The sequence below is a fragment of the Actinomadura sp. NBRC 104425 genome (assembly GCF_030269545.1).
Taxonomy (GTDB): Bacteria; Actinomycetota; Actinomycetes; order Streptosporangiales; family Streptosporangiaceae; genus Spirillospora; species Spirillospora keratinilytica.
In genome coordinates, this window is record NZ_BSTN01000005.1 from 165,946 (window position 1) to 184,012 (window position 18,067).

At 73.3% G+C, this 18,067-nt stretch carries 18 protein-coding genes; 5 read left to right on the plus strand and 13 right to left on the minus strand.

Going from position 1 to position 18,067, the window contains the following annotated elements; translation table 11 throughout:
* The first annotated feature begins 75 nt into the window (after window positions 1-75).
* Window positions 76-1,092 carry a polyprenyl synthetase family protein gene (locus QSK22_RS10490; protein ID WP_285493868.1) on the plus strand — a complete coding sequence of 339 codons (1,017 nt, stop codon included), beginning with the start codon at window positions 76-78 and terminating at the stop codon, window positions 1,090-1,092.
* A 48-nt stretch (window positions 1,093-1,140) separates the two neighbouring features.
* Here QSK22_RS10490 and QSK22_RS10495 read toward each other — a convergent pair whose 3' ends face one another.
* Together QSK22_RS10495 and rsgA are read right to left on the minus strand one after the other, a co-directional pair.
* On the minus strand, window positions 1,141-1,653 hold the full coding sequence (locus QSK22_RS10495) for a GNAT family N-acetyltransferase (protein ID WP_285493869.1): 513 nt from the start codon (window positions 1,651-1,653) through the stop codon (window positions 1,141-1,143).
* Complete coding sequence (gene rsgA, locus QSK22_RS10500; protein WP_285493870.1) at window positions 1,650-2,699, minus strand: ribosome small subunit-dependent GTPase A; 1,050 nt, start codon at window positions 2,697-2,699, stop codon at window positions 1,650-1,652. Before rsgA ends, QSK22_RS10495 begins: the two co-directional genes overlap by 4 nt.
* A gap of 578 nt (window positions 2,700-3,277) precedes the next feature.
* On the opposite strand from rsgA, the gene QSK22_RS10505 reads away from it, so the two are divergent.
* Complete coding sequence (locus tag QSK22_RS10505) at window positions 3,278-3,742, plus strand: nuclear transport factor 2 family protein (RefSeq protein ID WP_285493871.1); 465 nt, start codon at window positions 3,278-3,280, stop codon at window positions 3,740-3,742.
* Between the two features lie 257 nt (window positions 3,743-3,999).
* Here QSK22_RS10505 and QSK22_RS10510 read toward each other — a convergent pair whose 3' ends face one another.
* The 3 genes from QSK22_RS10510 to QSK22_RS10520 form a co-directional block, all read right to left on the minus strand.
* The gene (locus tag QSK22_RS10510; protein WP_285493872.1) at window positions 4,000-5,199 is read right to left on the minus strand and encodes a HEAT repeat domain-containing protein; all 1,200 of its coding nucleotides are present in this window, start codon (window positions 5,197-5,199) and stop codon (window positions 4,000-4,002) included.
* Between the two features lie 107 nt (window positions 5,200-5,306).
* Window positions 5,307-6,053, minus strand: a complete 747-nt coding sequence (locus QSK22_RS10515; RefSeq protein ID WP_285493875.1) for an SDR family oxidoreductase — start codon at window positions 6,051-6,053, stop codon at window positions 5,307-5,309.
* 191 nt (window positions 6,054-6,244) lie between these two features.
* Complete coding sequence (locus QSK22_RS10520; protein ID WP_285493876.1) at window positions 6,245-6,829, minus strand: TetR/AcrR family transcriptional regulator; 585 nt, start codon at window positions 6,827-6,829, stop codon at window positions 6,245-6,247.
* An 82-nt stretch (window positions 6,830-6,911) separates the two neighbouring features.
* Between QSK22_RS10520 and QSK22_RS10525 the strand changes: the two genes are divergently transcribed.
* The gene (locus QSK22_RS10525; RefSeq protein WP_285493877.1) at window positions 6,912-7,715 is read left to right on the plus strand and encodes an SDR family NAD(P)-dependent oxidoreductase; all 804 of its coding nucleotides are present in this window, start codon (window positions 6,912-6,914) and stop codon (window positions 7,713-7,715) included.
* Window positions 7,716-7,798: 83 nt separating this feature from the next.
* On the opposite strand, the gene QSK22_RS10530 is transcribed toward QSK22_RS10525, so the two are convergent.
* The 8 genes from QSK22_RS10530 to QSK22_RS10565 all read right to left on the minus strand — a co-directional run bounded on the left by QSK22_RS10530 (window position 7,799) and on the right by QSK22_RS10565 (window position 15,339).
* A complete protein-coding gene (locus QSK22_RS10530; protein WP_285493878.1) occupies window positions 7,799-8,428 on the minus strand; it encodes an alpha-ketoglutarate-dependent dioxygenase AlkB in 630 nt (209 codons plus the stop codon).
* Between the two features lie 208 nt (window positions 8,429-8,636).
* Window positions 8,637-9,632 carry a zinc-dependent alcohol dehydrogenase family protein gene (locus tag QSK22_RS10535; protein ID WP_285493879.1) on the minus strand — a complete coding sequence of 332 codons (996 nt, stop codon included), beginning with the start codon at window positions 9,630-9,632 and terminating at the stop codon, window positions 8,637-8,639.
* 17 nt (window positions 9,633-9,649) lie between these two features.
* Complete coding sequence (locus QSK22_RS10540; RefSeq protein ID WP_285493880.1) at window positions 9,650-10,459, minus strand: DeoR/GlpR family DNA-binding transcription regulator; 810 nt, start codon at window positions 10,457-10,459, stop codon at window positions 9,650-9,652.
* An 11-nt stretch (window positions 10,460-10,470) separates the two neighbouring features.
* Window positions 10,471-11,520 carry an NAD(P)-dependent alcohol dehydrogenase gene (locus tag QSK22_RS10545; RefSeq protein WP_285493881.1) on the minus strand — a complete coding sequence of 350 codons (1,050 nt, stop codon included), beginning with the start codon at window positions 11,518-11,520 and terminating at the stop codon, window positions 10,471-10,473.
* Entirely contained in the window at window positions 11,513-12,364 is an 852-nt protein-coding gene (locus QSK22_RS10550) for a carbohydrate ABC transporter permease (RefSeq protein WP_285493882.1), read from the minus strand. Before QSK22_RS10550 ends, QSK22_RS10545 begins: the two co-directional genes overlap by 8 nt.
* Entirely contained in the window at window positions 12,361-13,299 is a 939-nt protein-coding gene (locus QSK22_RS10555; protein WP_285493883.1) for a carbohydrate ABC transporter permease, read from the minus strand. The genes QSK22_RS10550 and QSK22_RS10555 overlap by 4 nt, the downstream gene beginning before the upstream one ends.
* Window positions 13,296-14,807 carry an extracellular solute-binding protein gene (locus tag QSK22_RS10560; RefSeq protein ID WP_285493884.1) on the minus strand — a complete coding sequence of 504 codons (1,512 nt, stop codon included), beginning with the start codon at window positions 14,805-14,807 and terminating at the stop codon, window positions 13,296-13,298. Before QSK22_RS10560 ends, QSK22_RS10555 begins: the two co-directional genes overlap by 4 nt.
* 136 nt (window positions 14,808-14,943) lie before the next feature.
* A complete protein-coding gene (locus QSK22_RS10565; protein WP_285493885.1) occupies window positions 14,944-15,339 on the minus strand; it encodes a YybH family protein in 396 nt (131 codons plus the stop codon).
* 106 nt (window positions 15,340-15,445) lie between these two features.
* On the opposite strand from QSK22_RS10565, the gene QSK22_RS10570 reads away from it, so the two are divergent.
* Together QSK22_RS10570 and QSK22_RS10575 are read left to right on the plus strand one after the other, a co-directional pair.
* Window positions 15,446-16,345, plus strand: a complete 900-nt coding sequence (locus QSK22_RS10570; protein ID WP_285493886.1) for a LysR family transcriptional regulator — start codon at window positions 15,446-15,448, stop codon at window positions 16,343-16,345.
* A gap of 139 nt (window positions 16,346-16,484) precedes the next feature.
* Window positions 16,485-17,999 (plus strand): hypothetical protein, encoded by a 1,515-nt coding sequence (locus QSK22_RS10575; RefSeq protein WP_285493887.1) that lies wholly within the window; start codon window positions 16,485-16,487, stop codon window positions 17,997-17,999.
* The last annotated feature ends 68 nt before the right edge of the window (window positions 18,000-18,067 follow it).

Consider the following 18,067-nt stretch of genomic DNA (forward strand, 5'->3'; position numbering starts at 1 on the left):
CCAGACGGGTATCGCCAGCCTCGTGCCCCCAGCAGCCCGATGCCCGCTGGCTGCCCTTTCCCCTTGGAGACCATCGTGAACAACCATGTCGTGCTATCGGCCGGGCCGGCGGCCCGGGAGCCCCACCAGTGGAGTCCGGAGGAGGTCGACGCGGCGCTGCGGGACGCCTTCGCCGAACGCTGGCCCGCCACGCTCGACGGCCTCGGCCGCGTCCAGCGCTATGCCCTGATCCCGCCCGGAAAGCTGGTGCGTCCGCTGCTGACGGTCTGGTCGGCCCTGGCGGTCGGCGGCCGCCTGGAGCACGTGCTGCCCGTGGCCGTGGGCAGCGAGGCCGCGCACACCGCCAGCCTCGTGCACGACGACATCATCGACGGCGACGCCATCCGCCGCTCCCGTCCCGCCGTCCACATCGCCTTCGGCGCCGAACCGGCCATCATCGCGGGCAACTCGCTGCTCATCGAGTTCCTCGGGGCGCTCGTCCGCGTCGCCGACCGCGGCGTGCCGCCGCAGGCCGTGCTGGAGACGATGCGGATCGCCGCCGAAGCCGGCGCCGCCGCCTGCCGAGGCGCCTACGACGAACTCGCACTGGCCGGCCGCCTCGACTGCCCGGTCGAGACGTACCTGACCATGGCGCATGGCAAGACCGCCGTGTTCACCCGAGCCGCATGCGAGTCCGGGGCCGTGCTCGGCGGCGCCGACCCCGAGCAGGCCGCCGCCCTGGCCGCCTTCGGCGAGCGGTACGGCATGGCCTTCCAGATCCGCGACGACATGCTCGCCTACCGCACCGGCGACGCCACGTCCAAAAACGGCAAGCCCGCCGACAGCGACCTGCGCAACCGGCGCCCCACCCTCCCGCTCCTGCTGGCCTACCAGCGCGGCGACGGCCAGCAGCGCCGCACACTGCGACGCGCGCTGACCCGGCGCGCCCCGTCCCTGCAGCAGGTGCATCAGATCCTGCACGACACCGGCGCCCTGGCCCGCGCCCGCCACATGGCCGACCAGTACTGGATCCGGGCCCGCCAAGCCCTGGACCGGCTGCCGCCGAGCCGCGCACGCGCCGAACTGGCCGCCATGCCCCTTCCCACCCCGTAGGGCGGGCAGGGCGACGGCCCGGCCGAACGCCGGCCGGGCCGTCTCGACTCACACCCCGAACGGCGCCGGATACCGGACGACGCCTCGCGGCACGTCGGCTCCCACGTCCAGGACCAGCGCCATCAGCGCCTCGTCCGGCACCTCGAACGACACCCCGATGCCGAACCGGGACGCCCGCGTGAACCCGAACCTCGGGTAGTACTCCGGATGCCCCAGCACGATCACCAGCCGTTCGCCCGCCTGCTCGGCGGCGTGCAACGCGGCGGCCGTGACCGCCTCGCCCACGCCCCTGCGCTGGAACGCGGGCAGCACGGCGACCGGCGCCAACGCCAGTGCGGGCGCGGGCGGCTCGCCCACGTGGCACCGCGTCAGCAGCGCATACCCGACGACCCGGCCGCCGGGTTCCTCGGCCACCCACGCCAGACCGGGCAGCCACGCCGCGTCCCGCCGCAACGCGTCGACCAGCTCGGCCTCCTGCGCGGTGGGAAACGCCGCTTGCAGCACCCGCCGCACGTCGGCGACGTCCCGAAAGGTCTCGGGCCGCGTCGTCCAGGCGCTCACCGCTTCCTCCCCTCGTGCTTGTACTTCTGCCGCAGCGACCTGCTGATCGCCTTGTACCGGTTCTCGCGTTCGGCGCGCAGACGCGCATCGCTGCGCGAGGCGATCCACTCGTTCTCGCGGACCAGCTTGCGGTAGCTGTCGAGGCGGCGGCGCGTCAGCACACCGTCCTCGACGGCCGCCAGCACGGCGCACCCCGGTTCGGCGCGGTGCCCGCAGTCGGCGAACCGGCAGTTGTCGGCCAGTTCCTCGATGTCGGCGAACGTCTGCTCCAGCCCGTCCGCCGCGTCCCACAGGCCGACGCCGCGCAGCCCGGGCGTGTCGATGAGCACACCGCCTCCGGGCAGCGGCAGCAACTCGCGGTGCACGGTGGTGTGCCGCCCCTTGCCGTCCGAGGCGCGCACGGCACCGGTGGCCAGCCGCTCCTCACCGAGCAGGGCATTGCCGAGCGTGGACTTGCCCGCACCGGACGGCCCGATCAGCACCACCGTGCCGGTGAGCAGCGCGGCGAACGCGTCCACGCCGAACCCGGTGGCGGCGCTGACGGCCACCACGTCCACGCCGGGCGCGGCCGCCGCGACCTCTGCCTCGATCTCGGCCGTGTCGCCGACCCGGTCGGCCTTGGTGAGCGCGACGACGGGACGGGCGCCGCTCTCCCAGGCCAGTGCCAGCATCCGCTCCAGCCGTCCCAGGTCCACCGGGACGGCCAGCGACACGGTCACCGCGATCGTGTCGACGTTGGCGGCGAGCACCTGCCCTTGCGAACGGCCGGACGCCGACGACCGCACGAGCGCCGTACGGCGCGGCAGCAGATGCGTGACCACCGGACGGTCACCGGGCCGCAGCACGGCCCAGTCACCCGTGCACGGCCCGTCCACCCGCGAGGTGTCGGCGCGCACGGGCCCGTGCTCGGTGACGAGGTCGCAACGCCCGCGATCGACGCGGACGATACGGGCGGGCACCAGCCCTTCGGCACGGTACGCCGCGAAGGCGTCATCGAAGTACTCGTCCCAGCCGTAGACGGCCAGGACGTCAGAAGACTCGAGCAATGGAATGGAACCTCATGTGTGAGGGGGCCGCCCGGCGCGCGGAAGAGCGTCAGCCGGCGACCCGGGAAATGTGGTCGGCCTCGAAGTCGCGCGCAGCGACAACCACCGCGACGGCCATAGACCACACCTCCCTTCGGTTCCAGCGCCTACTGTAGCCCTCCGCCCCGCCCAACGCCTCCCCATTCCCCCAACACCACGCCTTCCCTCTGCGATCCAGGCAGGGCCGCCGCCACACGGCACACGCACCGACCGCGCTGACGAGGGGCTTGACATCTGCCTTCTGAGCGGGTGCAGCAGCAGCTCCCGGGGTCCGGCGGCCGGGTTCGTGGGCGCCTTCTTCCCGCCTGGATGGCCTAGGGCCCCAAGTTCCGCCGGGGCCGGGTGCCTTGCACACGGCGGCGCCGTCGTCGGCGGCTGTCCCGCGTGGCGGCCTTCCAGCTGCGCGGCCACGTCTGCGTCCGGCCGCTCGCAAGACGCGGCCCGTGTTCCGGCCGTCAACCCCAACTCGTTGGCGGCACCCACGACCAGCTATGATTGGTCAGGCCAACATTGGTGACACCAACGATATGGAGCGGGTGATGGATCACCTCGACCGTCATGAGCTCACCGACCTCGTGGCCCGCCTCGGACGCTGCCTGGACGAAAAGCGCTTTGCAGCCATGCGGACCGTCTTCACCGAAGACGCCTCGGTCGGCACTGCCAGCGGCGCGGCCCACGGCATCGATGCCATCGTGGAGAAGGCGGGAAGGATCCGCCCCGACGGCGTGTCCACGCAGAGCTTCATCACCCATCCCCTCATCAAGGTGGACGGCGACACCGCCACGATCACCGCGAACCTGCTCGCCGTCTTCGTCGGCCGCCCCGAAGGGGGAGGGCGGCTCTTCGGCGAGCGCTACCACCTGACCGCCGCCCGCACCCCGCACGGATGGCGGATCTCCCGGGTGGAAAGCGTCCCCCTATGGGAAGCCCCTCTGCCTGAGATCACCTCCTTGCCCCCGGACACCGCCCAAGCGAAGACGACAAGCACCGCACCGGGGCAGTGAACCGCAACGGAAACCGCCGCCAGGGGGCCGCGCAACTGCGACGGCCCCGGTGGCGCACCGGCTCGTCCCGCAATCAGGCCAGCCGCCGGGCCGGCGGGGCGACCGGGCAGGGGCGGGCGGCCTTTATCGACCGCGGCCACTGCGGCGACGTCGAACAGGCCGTGGACGCCCTCGACGCCGAACACGCCTGCACGTCAAGCCCCCGCGCGCGACGCCGCCGACGGGGAACCGTCCAAGCCTGCGGCCGACGTGCGGGGTCAGTTCGCGGCGGGTTCGAGGCCTTCACGGCGCGGGGCGTCGCGCCCGTAGGGGGTCAGCGCGCGCAGTCCCGTGCCGCGCATGGGGGTCGCCTCGGTCAGTTCGGTCGGATCGATGCCGAGTGGTTCGTCCGTGTCGATGCCCTCGGCGGGGTCGTCCTCGCCCCATTCGTCGTCGTCGGTGACCTCGCGCTCCCATACGATGTCACCGTCTTTAGCGCAGGCCCACGCCGCCGTACCGGCATAACCGCGGCCTGCGAATCCCCAGGCGACGCCGAACCGGGCGCTCAGCCGCCGCAGCGCGTCACGTGTCTGCGCGTACCACTGCTCGTCCCAAGCCGGATAGCACCAGCCGCTGACGATGAGCGTCCAGCCGTCGAGTTCGGGAGTGATGAACGCCTCCGCCCGGTCCGGATGCTCGACCGGCGGCGCCGTCCACCACGCCCCGGCCGCGACGGCCAGCCCCAGCTCGAAGTACATCGGGCCGGGGTCGGAGAACTCCAGGGCCGCCAGAATGCCTTCCTGATCACCACCGGGGACGGCGAAGCAGCTGTTCTCCCAGATTCCCTGCGGCCGGTCGGCGGCGGCCTTGGCCCGCAGGTAACGCCGCCACAGCTTCTGGTCCTCGGGGGACAGGGCACCGGGTCCGGCGATGTTCATGATCACCTCGAAGGCGGCGGGACGATACGCGGCCGGACCGGACCGGCGGACCTCCCGCAGCTCGTCCAGCACTCCGGGGCCGAACTCCTCCAACGCCCACGCGGCGCGCTTGCGCACGTCCGCGTCCGGGTCACCGAGCAGCCGGATCAGGGCACCGGAGGCGGGCAGTGCCTCCTGTCCCATCCTCTGCAGGCACAGGGCCGCACCCGCTCGGACGGCGGGCGAGGGATGGTCGAGCGACTCCAGGAGCCGGTCCCAATGCTCGCCGGAGAAGCCGCCGAACGTCCAGCGTGCCCGGCGGGCCGGCTCTTGCGGCAGGTCAGCGGCGACGGCGTCGCGGACCGCGCAGAACGCGGGATCGCCCAGCTGCCTCAGCAGCGTGCCGGCCCGGGCCCAGTCCAGCGGCGAATTCTCATCGAGCAGCTCCGCCACCAGCGCGTCGCCCCCGACGCCACCGAGCTCTTTGCAGGCGTTCCAGGCCGGTCTCCAGGTCTCCTCCTCCGGCGCCGACAGGTCGCTGATCAGTCGCTGGAGATCCACCTCGGTGATCATAGTAGGAGCGGGCCACCGGGCCGATGACGCCGATCGCGGGCTGGGGGACCGGCAGTCGACGGTGCCGATGGGCGGCTGCTGTGGCGCCATGCCGGTCAGGCGATGCCGCCGTTGACGTAGATGACCTGGCCGTTGACCCAGCGGGCGGGGCCTGCGAGGAAGGCGACCGCCTCGGCGATGTCCACGGGCAGGCCGAGCCGCTCCAGCGGGGCCATTCTGGCCAGCTCCTCGACGGCGGCATGGTCCTTGCCGTCCAGGAACAGCGGCGTGGCGGTGGGCCCCGGCGCCACCGCGTTGACCGTGACGTCCCGGCCCCGCAGCTCCTTGGCGAGAATCCAGGTGATCGCGTCGACCGCGCCCTTGCTGGCGGCGTAGGCGGAGTAGGACGGCAGCCCGAGCCTCACCACCGACGACGAGAAGTTGATGATCGCGCCGCCGCGGCGGACCCGGCGGGCGGCCTGCTGGTCGACGACGAAGGTGCCGCGGATGTTGACGCGGTGCATCCGGTCCAGGTCGGCGAGGGCGAGTTCGGCCAGCGGCGACAGCAGCATGATCCCCGCGGCGTGCACGACCACGTCGACGCCGCCGTACAGCCGTTCGGCCTGGTCGAACATCGCCGCGACCTGCGCTTGGTCCGCCACGTCCGCCGCGACGCCGGTTGCGGTGCCGCCGGCGGCCGCGATGGCGTTCACGACCTCCTTCGCGCGCGCCGGGTTGCCGGAGTAGCCGACCACCACCCTCATCCCGTCGGCGGCCAGCCGTTCGGCGACCGCCCGGCCGATGCCGCCGGAGCCTCCCGTGACGATGGCGATGCGAGGCCCCGCGCCGGTCGGATCGATCATGTCGCCCCCTCCTGCCGGTGCTCCTCCTGCTTGCCCGCCATCTGCGCGTCCATGCCCGCCGGCTGGGGGATGGGCCGCAGCGCGCGGGGCGAGCGGGCGGCCCGCGAAAGGCGGCCGGCGCCGGGCGCGGGGTCAGGCCGCCGCCGCGCGGGCGACGGCGGGAAGGCCGCCGGCGACCGGTGGGCGACGGCTCAGTCGCGGCCGCGCACCGCCGCCAGGCACTGGTCGTAGAGGTCGCCCGGGGCGAGCCGTCCGTCGCTTCTGACCCACAGCTCGGTCGCCGTGTCGACGCAGGCGAAGACCGTGGCGATGATCGCCCTGGCGTGCAGCTCGGCGTCCGGGCCGGCGTCGGCCTCCAGCCGCTCGGTGATGATCGGCAGGAGTTCGGCCTGCCAGCGCAACCGCTTCTCGACGTAGCGGGAGCGCAGCGAGGGCGTGTCGAAGATCAGGCGGGACAGCTCCAGTGCCCGGCCGGTGGAGTTCCCCTCGGCCAGGACGGCCTCGAACCCGGCCCGCAGGGCGTCCCAGGCCGACACCTCGGCCGGCTGCTCCCGGACGACCCGTTTCAGCAGTTCGCCCAGCCCCTGCTGGTCGCCGCAGACCAGGTCCTCCTTGGTGCCGAAGTAGCGGAACAGGGAGCGCTGGGAGATGCCCGACTCCCGCGCGATCTGCGCGATCGTCGTCCGCTCGTAGCCCTGCTCGGCGAACAGGCGCAGCGCCGTGTCCAGGATCGCCTGGACGGCGACCTGCCGCGACCGGTCCCACAAGGTCGTCATGCCGACAGACTACCCCGACTGGACAGCAGCCGCCTTTCTGGCATTTACTGTCAGCCAGACAGTCGCTGAAAGGGGAATCATCATGACCGCCGTCGACTACCGGGGACAGACCACGCTGGTCACCGGTGCCAGTGCGGGGCTCGGCGCCGAGTTCGCCCGCCAGCTCGCCGAGCGCGGCTCGGACCTGGTACTGGTCGCCCGCCGCAGGCAGCGCCTGGAGGAACTCGCCGAGCGGCTGCGCGCACAGCACCAGATCAAGGTGCACGTGGTGGAGATGGACCTGGCCGCCGACCGCCCCGGGCAGGCGCTGGCCGCCGAGATGCAGCGGCTCGGCCTGCACGTCACCGGCGTCGTCAACAACGCCGGGTTCGCGAACTACGGTCCCTTCCACGAGGCCGATCCGCAGCGGCTGCAGCAGGAGATCGCCGTCGACGTGACAGCGGTCGCCGACATCAGCCGCGCCTTCATCGAGCAGCTGCGGACGGCCGGCCGCGGCGTGCTGATCAACGTGGCCAGCATGGCCGCCTACCAGGCCAACCCGCGCCTGGCGCTCTACGGGGCGGCCAAGGCGTTCGTGCTGAGCCTCACCGAGGCGCTGTGGGCGGAGTCGCGCGGCACCGGTCTGCGGGTGCTGGCCCTGTCGCCGGGCGCCACCCAGACCGAGTTCTTCGACGTCTCGGGCAGCACGCAGGTCGCCGGAGCACGGCGACTGGCCGCCCCCGCCGACGTCGTGCGCACCGCGCTGGACGCCCTCGACCGCAGGAACCCGCCGCCCAGTGTCATCGCAGGCCGCAGCAACCGCGCGCTGGCCTTCGTCGCGCGCCGTCTGCTGACCCGCCGCCAGGTCATCCGTGCCGTCGGGCGCCTCACCGCCGAGACCCCATGACAGCGGCCCGCAAGGCCCCGCCCCGTTCCTACGATCACCGTAGCGTTCGCGAAAAGCGGCGCTGGATTTCTGCGCGCGCTCGGTCAGCGGACGCCTCGGGGGCGGTACTGGATGCTGATCCGGGGGCCGCAGTCCTTGGCGGTCTTGGGGATGCTGTGCTCCCATGTGCGCTGGCAGCTACCGCCCATGACGATCAGGTCGCCGTGGCCCAGGTCGTAGCGGAGGGCGGAACCGCCGGAGCGAGGGCGCAGCAGAAGGGAGCGCGGCGCGCCGACGGAGACGATGGCGACCATCGTGTCTTGCGTGCTGCCGCGTCCGATGGTGTCGCCGTGCCATGCCACGCTGTCGCGGCCGTCGCGGTACAGGCACAGGCCCGCGGTGCTGAAGGGCTCGCCGAGTTCCTCGGCATAGTGGGCGTTGAGGGCCCGCTTGGCCTGGTCGAGAAGCGGGTCGGGGAGTGGCGCGTCCTCGTCGTAGAAGGCGAGAAGGCGTGGCACGTCCACCACGCGGTCGTACATGTGGCGGCGCTCGGCCCGCCAGGGAACCGCGGTGAGCAGGCGTTCGAAGAGCGCGTCGGCTCCGGCGATCCAGTTGGGGCGCAGGTCGATCCACGCTCCGTGGGCGAGCGGGACGCGCCGGACGCAACGTCCGAGTTCGCGCGGGCCCGCCTCGTCCCAGGAGTCGAAGATCGAGCCTTGCAGGGCGCTCTCCATGTCGTCATGCTACCCACCAGGTCAAACACGTGTTCGATTGCCTGTCGCCCTGCATGGCCGGGTGACTCGGGTCAGGCCGGCGGGCGCGGGGCCCCCTTTCGTGCATGTGCCGTCCGACGGCCGGTGCCGGGGCCGCCAGGCGCGACCGCCGCGATGCGCCGTCACCACCGCCGGATCGGGCGGGCACCGGCGCGGGAGCGTCCGGGGGTCAGCCGGCGCTGATCTGCAGTTTGCGGCCGGTGCCGTCGCGGAAGGCGTCCAGGGCCTCGGGGTAGCGCTCCAGGGCGAACCGGTCGCTGATCATGATGTCGGGGTCGATGACGCCGCGGCCCATCAGGTCCACGGCGCGGCCGAAGCTGTGCAGGACGGCCATGCTGCCGACGATGGTGATCTCGTCGTTGTAGACGCGGAACGGGGAGAAGCGGGCCGTGGCGTCGGCGGGCGCGACACCGAACTGCTGGAACGTGCCACCGCGGCGCACGCGGGTCAGGCCGTCCTCGATGGCGGCGACCGCGCCGGTGCAGTCGATGACGACCTCCCAGCCCTGCGGGCGGTCGAACTCGTCGGCCGAAGCGGCCACCGCGTCGGCGCCGAGCCGGGTCGCGACCGGCAGCCGCGCGGCGTTCACATCGACCACCGAGACGGAGGCGGCACCGGCGCGGCGGGCCAGTTGCAGCATCATCAGGCCCATCGTCCCGGCGCCGTAGATGAGGTAGTGGTCGCCCATGCGGCGCGGCAGCAGGTCGAACCCGCGCACCGCGCACGACAGCGGTTCGATGAGCGCGGCATGCGAGACGTCCACATGGTCGGGGAGCCGGTGGCAGTTGGCGGCCGGGGCGAGCGCGTACTCGGCGCAGGCGCCGTTGCGGGTCACGCCGATGGCGTTCCAGTTCTCGCACAGGTTGCCCTGGCCGCGTTCGCAGTAGTGGCAGGCGCCGCAGAACAGCGACGGGTCGACGGCCACGCGGTCGCCGGTGCGCAGGCCCGTCACGCCCGCGCCGACGGCGACGATCTCACCGGCGAACTCGTGGCCGGGCACGATCGGGTACGGGGTGGGGGCGAAGTCGCCGTCGAGGATGTGCAGGTCGGTGCCGCAGATCCCGCAGGCGGCGACGGCGACGACCACTTGGCCGGGCCCGGGCGAGGGGTCGGGCAGGGTGGTGACGGCCACGGTTCCGGGGGTTTCGATCAGCGCTGCTCGCATGCCGGTGTGCTCCTTGGTCAGCGGGGCGGGTTGTCGGGCGGGTGGACGATCTGGACACCGACGCCGAGGCCGCGCAGCGCGTCGATCTCCTCGGCGGGGGTGGCGGCGTCGGTCACGACCAGGTCGTAGCGGGCGGCGTCGCCGTAGGCGTAGGTGGCGGTCTTACCGAACTTGGAGTGGTCGGCCAGCAGGATGTTGCGGCGCGCCGCGGCGAGCATGGCCTCCTTGACCTCGGCCGAGTCGCGGCTGGGGTGGAACAGGCGGCCCTCGAGCACGGCGGCGGCCGACACGAACGCCTGCTCGGCGGTGATGCGGGCGAGCGCAGCGGTCACGTCGGGGCCCGAGCAGGAGTTGAAGTCGCCCCGGTAGCGGCCGCCGAGCAGCACCACCTCCACGCCGTCGGCGTGCCCGAGGATCATCGCGATCGCCAGCGAGTTGGTGACCACGGTGAGCCCTTCCACGGCGGTGAGGCGGCGGGCCAGCGGGTGCAGGGTGGTGGAGTCGTCCAGCAGCACGGTGGTGCCGGGGCGGACCAGGTCGGCGACCGCCGCGCACAGGGCGTCCTTCTCCGCGGCGTGCCGGCGTTCGCGGAACCGTTCGGCGCTCTCGACGGTCAGCGACGGCAGCGCGGCGACCCGGCCGCGCAGTTTGCGCAGCAGCCGCCGTTCGACCAGGTCGTCCAGGTCGCGGTGCACGGTCATCAGGCTGACCCCGAACCGGGCGGCCAGGTCGTCGATGCGCGCCTCGCCGTGTTGCATGACGTGGCGCAGGATGTCCTGGCGGCGTCGTTCCACGGCGGCCTCGGAGGGACGCCCCCTGCGGTTCACCCCCGTTCCTTTCAGGGGTGCACGACGGGTTTGATCGCGGTGTCGTCGCGGGCCGCGACGGTGAGCGCGCGTTCGGCCTCGGCCAGATCGAAGCGGTGGGTGACGAGCCGGTCGAGGTCGACCTTGCCGGACGCGGCCAGCGCGATCGCGGTCGGCCAGGTGTTGGCGTAGCGGAAGGTGCCGGTGACCTGGATCTCGTGCCGCTGGACGTGGTCCAGCGGCAGCGGGATCTCATCGCCGCCCATGCCGATCAGCACGACGCGGCCGCCGCGGCCGACCAGGCGGATGGCCGCGCCGATCGCGGCGGGCACGCCCGAGCATTCCAGCAGCACGTCGGGCTCGAAGCCGGTCACGGGACGTTCGGCGACGTTGACGGTGGCGTCGGCGCCCAGGTCGGCGGCCACTTCCAGGCGGTGCGGCCGCACGTCGGTGACCACGACCTCGCCGGCGCCGAACGCACGCGCCGTCTGCGCCGCGATCAGCCCGATCGGTCCGGCGCCGGTGACCAGGACGCGCGACCCGGGCCCGACGCCCCCCTTCCGGCACGCCCACACCCCGACCGACAGGGGTTCCAGCAGCGCGGCGGCCTCATCCGACAGGGTGTCGGGCACCGGGTGCGCCATGGCCTCGTGCACGACGACGTATTCGCTGAACGCGCCGTCGATCGGCGGGGTGCCGAAGAACCGCATGTCCGGGCACAGGTTGTAGTGGCCGGTGCGGCACTGGTCGCAGGTGAAGCACGGCACGCCCGGTTCGATGGACACGCGCTGCCCGGGGTGGTTGCGGGTGACGTCCGGCCCGACCGCGGCGACCACGCCGCCGGACTCGTGCCCCAGCACCAGGGGCCGGCGCACCACGAAGTTCCCGATGCGGCCCTCCTCGTAGTAATGGACGTCGGAGCCGCAGGTGCCGACGGCGTTGACGCGCACCAGCACCTGGCCGGGTCCGGGTTCGGGCACGGGACGTTCGTCCAGCACCAGGTCGCGCACCCCGCGCAGCAGCGACACCCGCATGGTGGCGGGGATCGCGGCGGCGGTGGCGCCGAGGGTGGTCTCACTCACCTGTGACCGCTCCTAGCGTGAGGCCGGTGACCAGCCACCGGCGGACGGCGATTCCTACGAGCATCATCGGGACGACGACGATGGTGCCGATCGCGGTGAGCTGCCCCCAGTCGATGCCGGTCTGGGTGACCAGCTGGCTGGCGGCGATCGGCAGGGTCTGGGAGTCGGGGCCGCTGAACACCAGCGCGAAGGCGTAGTCGTTCCAGGAGAACACCAGGCACAGCACGAACGTGGTGACCAGCCCGGGTTTGGTCAGCGGCAGCACCACGTACCGGAACGCCTGCCACCGCGAGCAGCCGGCGACCAGCGCCGACTCCTCCAGGGCGGGGGGCACCTGGGCGAAGAACGCGCTCATCAGCCAGATCGCGAACGGCAGGCTGAAGGTCAGGTAGGCCAGCACCAGGCCGGGGACCGAGTCCAGCAGGCCGAGCCGCCGGTAGATGAGGAACAGCGGCAGCACGACGGCGGCGATCGGCGCCATGCGGGTGGAGATGATCCAGAACGACAGGTGCCGTTTGCCGCGCGTGCGGGTGCGGGCCAGCCCGTACCCGGCGGGTGCGCCGAGTACGACCGCCAGCACCGCGGCCGCCCCGGCCGCCAGCATGCTGTGCCAGATGTAGGGGGCCAGGTCGTTGGCGCCGGTGAACAGTGCGCGGTAGTTGCCGAGGGTGGGGCGGAACAGCAGGTCGGGGGTGGCGGCGGTGACCTGCTCGGACGGTTTCACCGACGACAGCGCCATCCAGGCCAGCGGGACCAATGTCCACACCAGGGCGACGGCGACGGTGACGGCGGCGGCGACGCGGGACCGGAGGCTGCCGCGCTCCAGGGGCGTTGGGCGGGTCATCGGGTCAGTCCCTCCCGGTCCAGGACGCGGATGAACGCGCGGGCGACGACGATGGACGCGGCGAGCATGGCCAGCCCGATCGCGGCGGCATAACCCAGGTCGAAGAATCGGAACGCGGTCTCGTACAGCCGGACCGGCACGGTCTTGGTGGCGTCGGCGGGTCCGCCGCCGGTGGTGACCCAGATCACGTCGAAGTAGCGGATGGCGTCCATCGAGCGGATCAGCAGCGCCACCAGCAGCACGTTGGAGATGGACGGCAGGATGATGTGGGCGAGCATGCTCCAGCCGCCGGCGCCGTCGATGGCGGCGGCCTCGCGCAGGCTCGCGGGGATGGACGTCAGGCCCGCCAGGGTGATGAGGGTGATGAGCGGGGTCCACTCCCACACGTCCATCAGCACCACGGCGGTGAACGCCGACGTCTTGGAGCCCATGATGTCGCCGTGGTAGCCGATCTGCCGCAGCATCCAGGTGTAGAGGCCGAAGGTGGAGTCGGTGAGGAACCGGCCGAGCAGCCCGACGATGACGGGCGCGACGAACATCGGCAGCAGAAGCAGTGTCAGCGCCGCGTTGCGGCCGCGTGCCAGCCGCCACACCGCCAGCGCCAGGCCGACGCCCGCCAGCATCTCCAGCCCGACGGTGAGGGTGAAGTAGACGGCGGTGCGGATCCAGGCCCAGCCCAGGTCGGGGTCGGTGAAGAACCGCGTCCAGTTGTCGGCGCCGACCCAGTGCAGGCCGACGCCGCCCAGCAGCCGCACCCGGGCCAGGCTCATGACGATGATGGCCAGGAACGGCACGATCGACAGGGCGGCCAGCAGCAGCAGACCGGGCGTCATCATGCGGCCCTCGAAGCCGGGCAGCCGTCCGGGGCGGCGCGGGCGCGGTGCGGTGCGGGTGGGGCCGGCGGCGGCGCCTGCGGGGGCGGCGGGGGCGGTCATGCCGCCCACCCCCTGGCGATGATGCGGTCGAAGCGTTTGCGGGCCGAGCGCATCGCCTCGGCGGGCGAGGCGTCACCGGCCAGCATCCGCGACACCTCGGTGTAGATGGCGGTGTCGCACTCGTTCCACATGGGGATCTTGGGGCGCAGGCCGATGTTCTCGCTTCGCCAGGTCCGCTCGACGGCGTCGGTGGTCAGCAGGTTGGGCATCGGTGACGGGCGGCGGGCGGCGGCCTTGACGTCGCCGCGCTCGTACACCGACCGGCGGGTGGGGGTGCCGCCGCCGACCTTGCTGGCCAGGCCGCGCAGCTGGGTGTCGGGGGAGGTGGCCCACAGCAAGAACAGCCAGGCGGCGCGGCGTTCGTTGGGCAGGGTGTTGGCGCTGATGGCGATGCCGGTGCCGCCGTACATGCCGGCGCGGCGGGCCGGTCCTTTGGGCAGGGGCGCATAGCCGACCTTGCCGGGCATGGCGGCTTCGTTGCCGGCGGCGAACTCGTGCCAGTTGGGGCACATGGCCAGGCGTCCGGCGCGGAACGCGGCGCCGACGCCGTCCCAGTCCCAGGTGCGTGAGGCGGGGTCGGCGACCGACAGCAGTCTGCGGTAGAACTCGGCGGCGGCGATGGCGGCGTCGGCGTCCAGGCGGCACGGTCCGGGGTCGATGGTGCCGAGCCGTCCGACGGCGGTGTCGTCGTCGAAGTAGCTGCCGCCGTGGGCCCACAGCGCGTTGGAGAAGTCGTTCATCAGCGAGTCGTGCTGTTTGGCCTGGTGGCCGGTGCCGTAGGGGACGTCGTCGGCGTTGTCGGTGAACCACTTGGCGATGGCGTAGTACTGCTCCCAGGTGGAGTCCTCCCCGGGGGTGGGGTCGAAGCCCAGGTCGGCGGCCATGCGGTCGCGGTATTTGTCGAACAGGTCGCGCCGGTACTGCCAGATCATGGTGGGGCAGTCGTAGGGCAGGGCGAACACCTTGTCGGAGGCGGCGAAGCGTCCGGCGGCGTCCAGTTGGGTGGGGATGAAGTCGCCGAATCCGCCGGGCAGGGGCGGCAGGGTCGGGTCGGCGGCCAGTTCCCGCAGGTCGACCAGGCCTTTGGAGTAGGGGGCGAGCACCTGGTAGGGGTCGGCGTAGATGACCTGGTACTGGGCCTGCCCGGAGGCCAGGTCGAGGGCGACCTTCTGCACCAGGGCCGACAGTTCCAGCGTGACGATGTTGACGCGGATGCCGGTGAGGCGGGTGAAGGGCCGCAGGTCGGCGGCGATGGCGGCGGTGGGCGCGGTGTTCTCGGAGATGAAGTTGAGGGTGGTTCCGGCGAACTGCCGCCAGGGGTCGCCGGTGTTGCGGCGGGGGGCGTCCTTGCGGGTGCCGCAGGCGCCCAGCAGCAGCGGGCCGCTGGCGGCGGCCGCGGCGCGCAGCACGGTCCGCCGGGGCAGGGGCGTGGCGGGGGTGCGGGTACCGTGGGCGGGGGCGGTCGGGTGAGGCGGGGGGTCGGCGGGGGACGGACGGTGAACGGCCATGGACACTCCCTGGTGTGACTGCCGTCACCCTCACCACTTATCAGACAAACCGCCCCTTGTTAACACTCTTTGTGTGAAAACTTTGCCGACCGCCCCCGCAAGCCGACCGCCGGGGCCTGCCGCCAAGCGCCGGCCGTCAATCCGCGACGGGTCCGCCGGTGACGGGTCCGCCCGTGACGGGGACGAACTCGGGCCGGTCGAGCAGGCGCAGCCAGCTGCCGTCCGGCTGGCGGCGGACCACCTGGGCGCGGGCGCCCGCCCCGTCCTTGGGCGGCGTGCCGGTCAGGGCGATGTCACCGCAGATCAGGGTGGGCAGCGGCTCCTCGGGCTCGAAGCGGGGGCGGGACGCCAGCACCTTCTCCCACAGCTCGCGGATGGCCTGGCGGCCCACGGTCCGGCTGCCGGGCGGGTAGGCCATCACCGCGTCCTCCTCGTACAGCGCGGCGATCCCCTCGGCGTCCCCGGCGTTGGCGCGTTCGACGAACAGGCGGGTGAGGTCTTCGGGGCGCATCGCCTTCTCGTATTCGGCCATGACATCTCCTCGTCGAGACGTGTGATCGGTGTGACGTGCTTCAGCCTGCCCACCCGGCCACTAGAAGTCCAACAGATTGTTTTCATGAAAGCTAGAATCAACAGTTATGGAATTGCGGCAGCTGGAGTACTTCGTGGCCGTGGCCGAGGAACGCAACTTCACGCGGGCGGCCGAGCGGGTGCGCATCAGCCAGTCGGGGGTCAGCGCCCAGATCCGGCAGCTGGAGCGGGAACTGGGCGCCGAGCTGTTCGACCGCTCCGGCCGCACCGCCACGCTGACCGTCGCGGGCAAGGCCGCCCTGGAGCACGCCCGGGCCGCGCTGGCCGCCGCCCGGGCGCTCGAGCAGGCCGTCGGCGAGGTCAGCGACCTGATCCGCGGCCGCCTGGCCGTCGGCATGGTGGTCGGCTGCACGGTCACGCCGCTGTTCGACGCCCTGGCCGCCTTCCACCGGGCCCATCCCGGGGTGGAGATCGCGCTGCTGGAGGACGGCTCGGACCGGCTGGTGGAGGCCGTGCGCGACGGCGCGCTGGACCTGGCCCTGGTCGGCACCGCGACCGCCGCCCCGGGCGGGCTGCCGGCGCTGACGGTCACCAGCGACCGGCTGGTCGCGATGGTGCCCCCCACGCACCCCCTGGCCGACCGGCCCCGCGTCACGCTGGCGGACCTGAGCGGCCGGCCGGTCGTGTGCATGCCGCCCGGAACGGGGCTGCGCACGGTGTTCGACCGGGCGTGCGCAGCCCTCGACATCCACCCGGTGATCGCGTTGGAGGCCAGCGCCGCCGACGCCGTCGCCGACCTGGCGGCCCGCGGGTTGGGCGTGGGCGTGCTGTCCAGCTCGATGGCCGCCGCCTACCGCGACCGGCTGACCGCGCGGCTCATCGACGACGTGGACGCGCCCGCCCTGCTGGCCCTGGTCTGGAAGAGCACCCACGTCCCGGCCGTCCGCGCCTTCCTGTCCCACGCCCGCCGCGCCTTCGCCGCCGCGGATGCTGGGGACGCGGGGTGAGAGCAGGCCGGATTCCGGGGCATGTCCAGCGGCGACGCGCCGGCGGCACCGGCCGGGCGAACTCGCGATCGATCTCGACTTCGGGTCAATGAACGTTATGGTGAAAGTGAAGACCAGGACGCCATAGGGGGCATGGGCCGTGGACGAGCAGGTCGAGGACGCCGCCGACCAGAACACCGGCACCGGGACGGGCAGGGCCGCGGCGGTGCCCGAGCCCGTGCCCGAAGCGGTGCCCCAAGCGGTGGTGCCCGGCCGTCCGTCCGGGCAGGGCCGTCCCGACCCGCACGCCGTGGCGCTGCCGGCGCGGCCGGACCGCACGGCGCCCGACCGGATCGAAGACGCGCTGGTGCCGGCGGCCGCCGACGCCGCCCGCCTGGCGGCCACCGTGTCCGGACCCGTGCGGCGGTTGGGACGCCAGGCGGCCGACCGCGCGGCGGCCCGCATCGTGGAGCAGCTGTCGCGCAGCCCCGCGATGGAGGCCGTCGAGCAGGCGGCCCGCCAGGCCGCGACGCGGCTGGCGCGCGAGGCGGCCGACCGGGCCGTGGCGCAGGCCCGCGCGGCGGCCGAGTCGCACGTGCTGACCGGCACCGCGCTGGAGGTCGGCACCGCCGCGGTGGAGCTCGTCGAGCAGGCCGCGTCCCATCCGGTGGCCGAGGCGGCGCGGCGGCTGGCCGCGCGCAGCCCGCTGGCCCGCGCCGCCACCGCCACCGCGCTGGAGATGGCCGAACGCACCGTCTCCTCGCCGGTCGTGCAGGCCGCCACCCGCCAGATCGTCGACTCGGCGCTCGACGCGGTCGCCGACGTGGCCGTGGACGTGGCGCTGGACGCCGGCCGCGACATCGTCGTGCAGGTCGTCCGGCAGACCGCACGCGAGGCCGCCCGCGAACTGGCCGGAACCGCCCGTGCCCGGGCGCGGGAGGCGGCCGACTGGGCCGGCATCACCCCGGTGACCTCGGCCGTGGCGGACATGGCGGTCGAGGTGGCCGACGCCGCCGCCGAGGCCGCGGGCCGGGCGTCCGGCAACACCCGGATCCGCTCGGCGGGCGACCTGGTCGCCGCCGTGGCCGGCAGCGCCGTGGCCCGCACCGCCCGCGACCTGGCGGCGCAGGCCGCCACGCGCGCCGCGACCGCCGCGATCGAGGCGGTCATGGACGAACTGCTGCGCGACGCGCTGCGCGAGGCGATGAAGGCCGCGTTGCGCGGGCTGATGCGCGAGGTGGCGCGGGAGGTGGTCGTCGACGCCGTGCGCGGCGGCTGGCAGGCGGCGACCCGTCCGGCGCCCGAGCCCGCGTCCCGGCGCGACGGCCGGGTGTCGGTCGCCGACCTGCTGACCCGCGCCGCCCGCGCCACCGCCTCCCTCGCCGGACCCGCGACCCTCCAACCGTCCGGCGAGACGTCCGGCGAGACGTCCGGCGAGACGTCCGGCGAAAGGTCCGGAGAGACGTCCCGCACGGTGGCCGGTGCGGCCATCGACGCCCCGGCACCCGCCGCGCCGCCCGCCGCAGCAATCGCCGCAGCACCCGCCACACCCAAGATCCTCAAGGTCGGGGCGCTGCGGAACCCGTCGCGCTACAGCGCCGGACTGCGGCGGCGCCCCCTCCCGCCGCACCGCCCCGCCATGTTCGCCAACCTGCCGCCGGACGCGGCCGGATGACGGCGCCGTTGAGGCTTCCTGAAAGATCCATGAGAATGGCCGCTGACGTGCGCAGGCACCGCTGTCCG

Bases quoted from the DNA above. Each gene is read 5' to 3' on its own strand.
- QSK22_RS10515 (WP_285493875.1), bottom strand. From the start codon at position 6,053: ATGATCGATCCGACCGGCGCGGGGCCTCGCATCGCCATCGTCACGGGA.
- QSK22_RS10570 (WP_285493886.1), top strand. From the start codon at position 15,446: ATGGAATTGCGGCAGCTGGAGTACTTCGTGGCCGTGGCCGAGGAACGC.
- QSK22_RS10530 (WP_285493878.1), bottom strand. From the start codon at position 8,428: ATGGAGAGCGCCCTGCAAGGCTCGATCTTCGACTCCTGGGACGAGGCG.
- QSK22_RS10535 (WP_285493879.1), bottom strand. From the start codon at position 9,632: ATGCGAGCAGCGCTGATCGAAACCCCCGGAACCGTGGCCGTCACCACC.
- QSK22_RS10505 (WP_285493871.1), top strand. From the start codon at position 3,278: ATGGATCACCTCGACCGTCATGAGCTCACCGACCTCGTGGCCCGCCTC.
- QSK22_RS10520 (WP_285493876.1), bottom strand. From the start codon at position 6,829: ATGACGACCTTGTGGGACCGGTCGCGGCAGGTCGCCGTCCAGGCGATC.
- QSK22_RS10560 (WP_285493884.1), bottom strand. From the start codon at position 14,807: ATGGCCGTTCACCGTCCGTCCCCCGCCGACCCCCCGCCTCACCCGACC.
- QSK22_RS10555 (WP_285493883.1), bottom strand. From the start codon at position 13,299: ATGACCGCCCCCGCCGCCCCCGCAGGCGCCGCCGCCGGCCCCACCCGC.
- QSK22_RS10550 (WP_285493882.1), bottom strand. From the start codon at position 12,364: ATGACCCGCCCAACGCCCCTGGAGCGCGGCAGCCTCCGGTCCCGCGTC.
- QSK22_RS10565 (WP_285493885.1), bottom strand. From the start codon at position 15,339: ATGGCCGAATACGAGAAGGCGATGCGCCCCGAAGACCTCACCCGCCTG.
- QSK22_RS10525 (WP_285493877.1), top strand. From the start codon at position 6,912: ATGACCGCCGTCGACTACCGGGGACAGACCACGCTGGTCACCGGTGCC.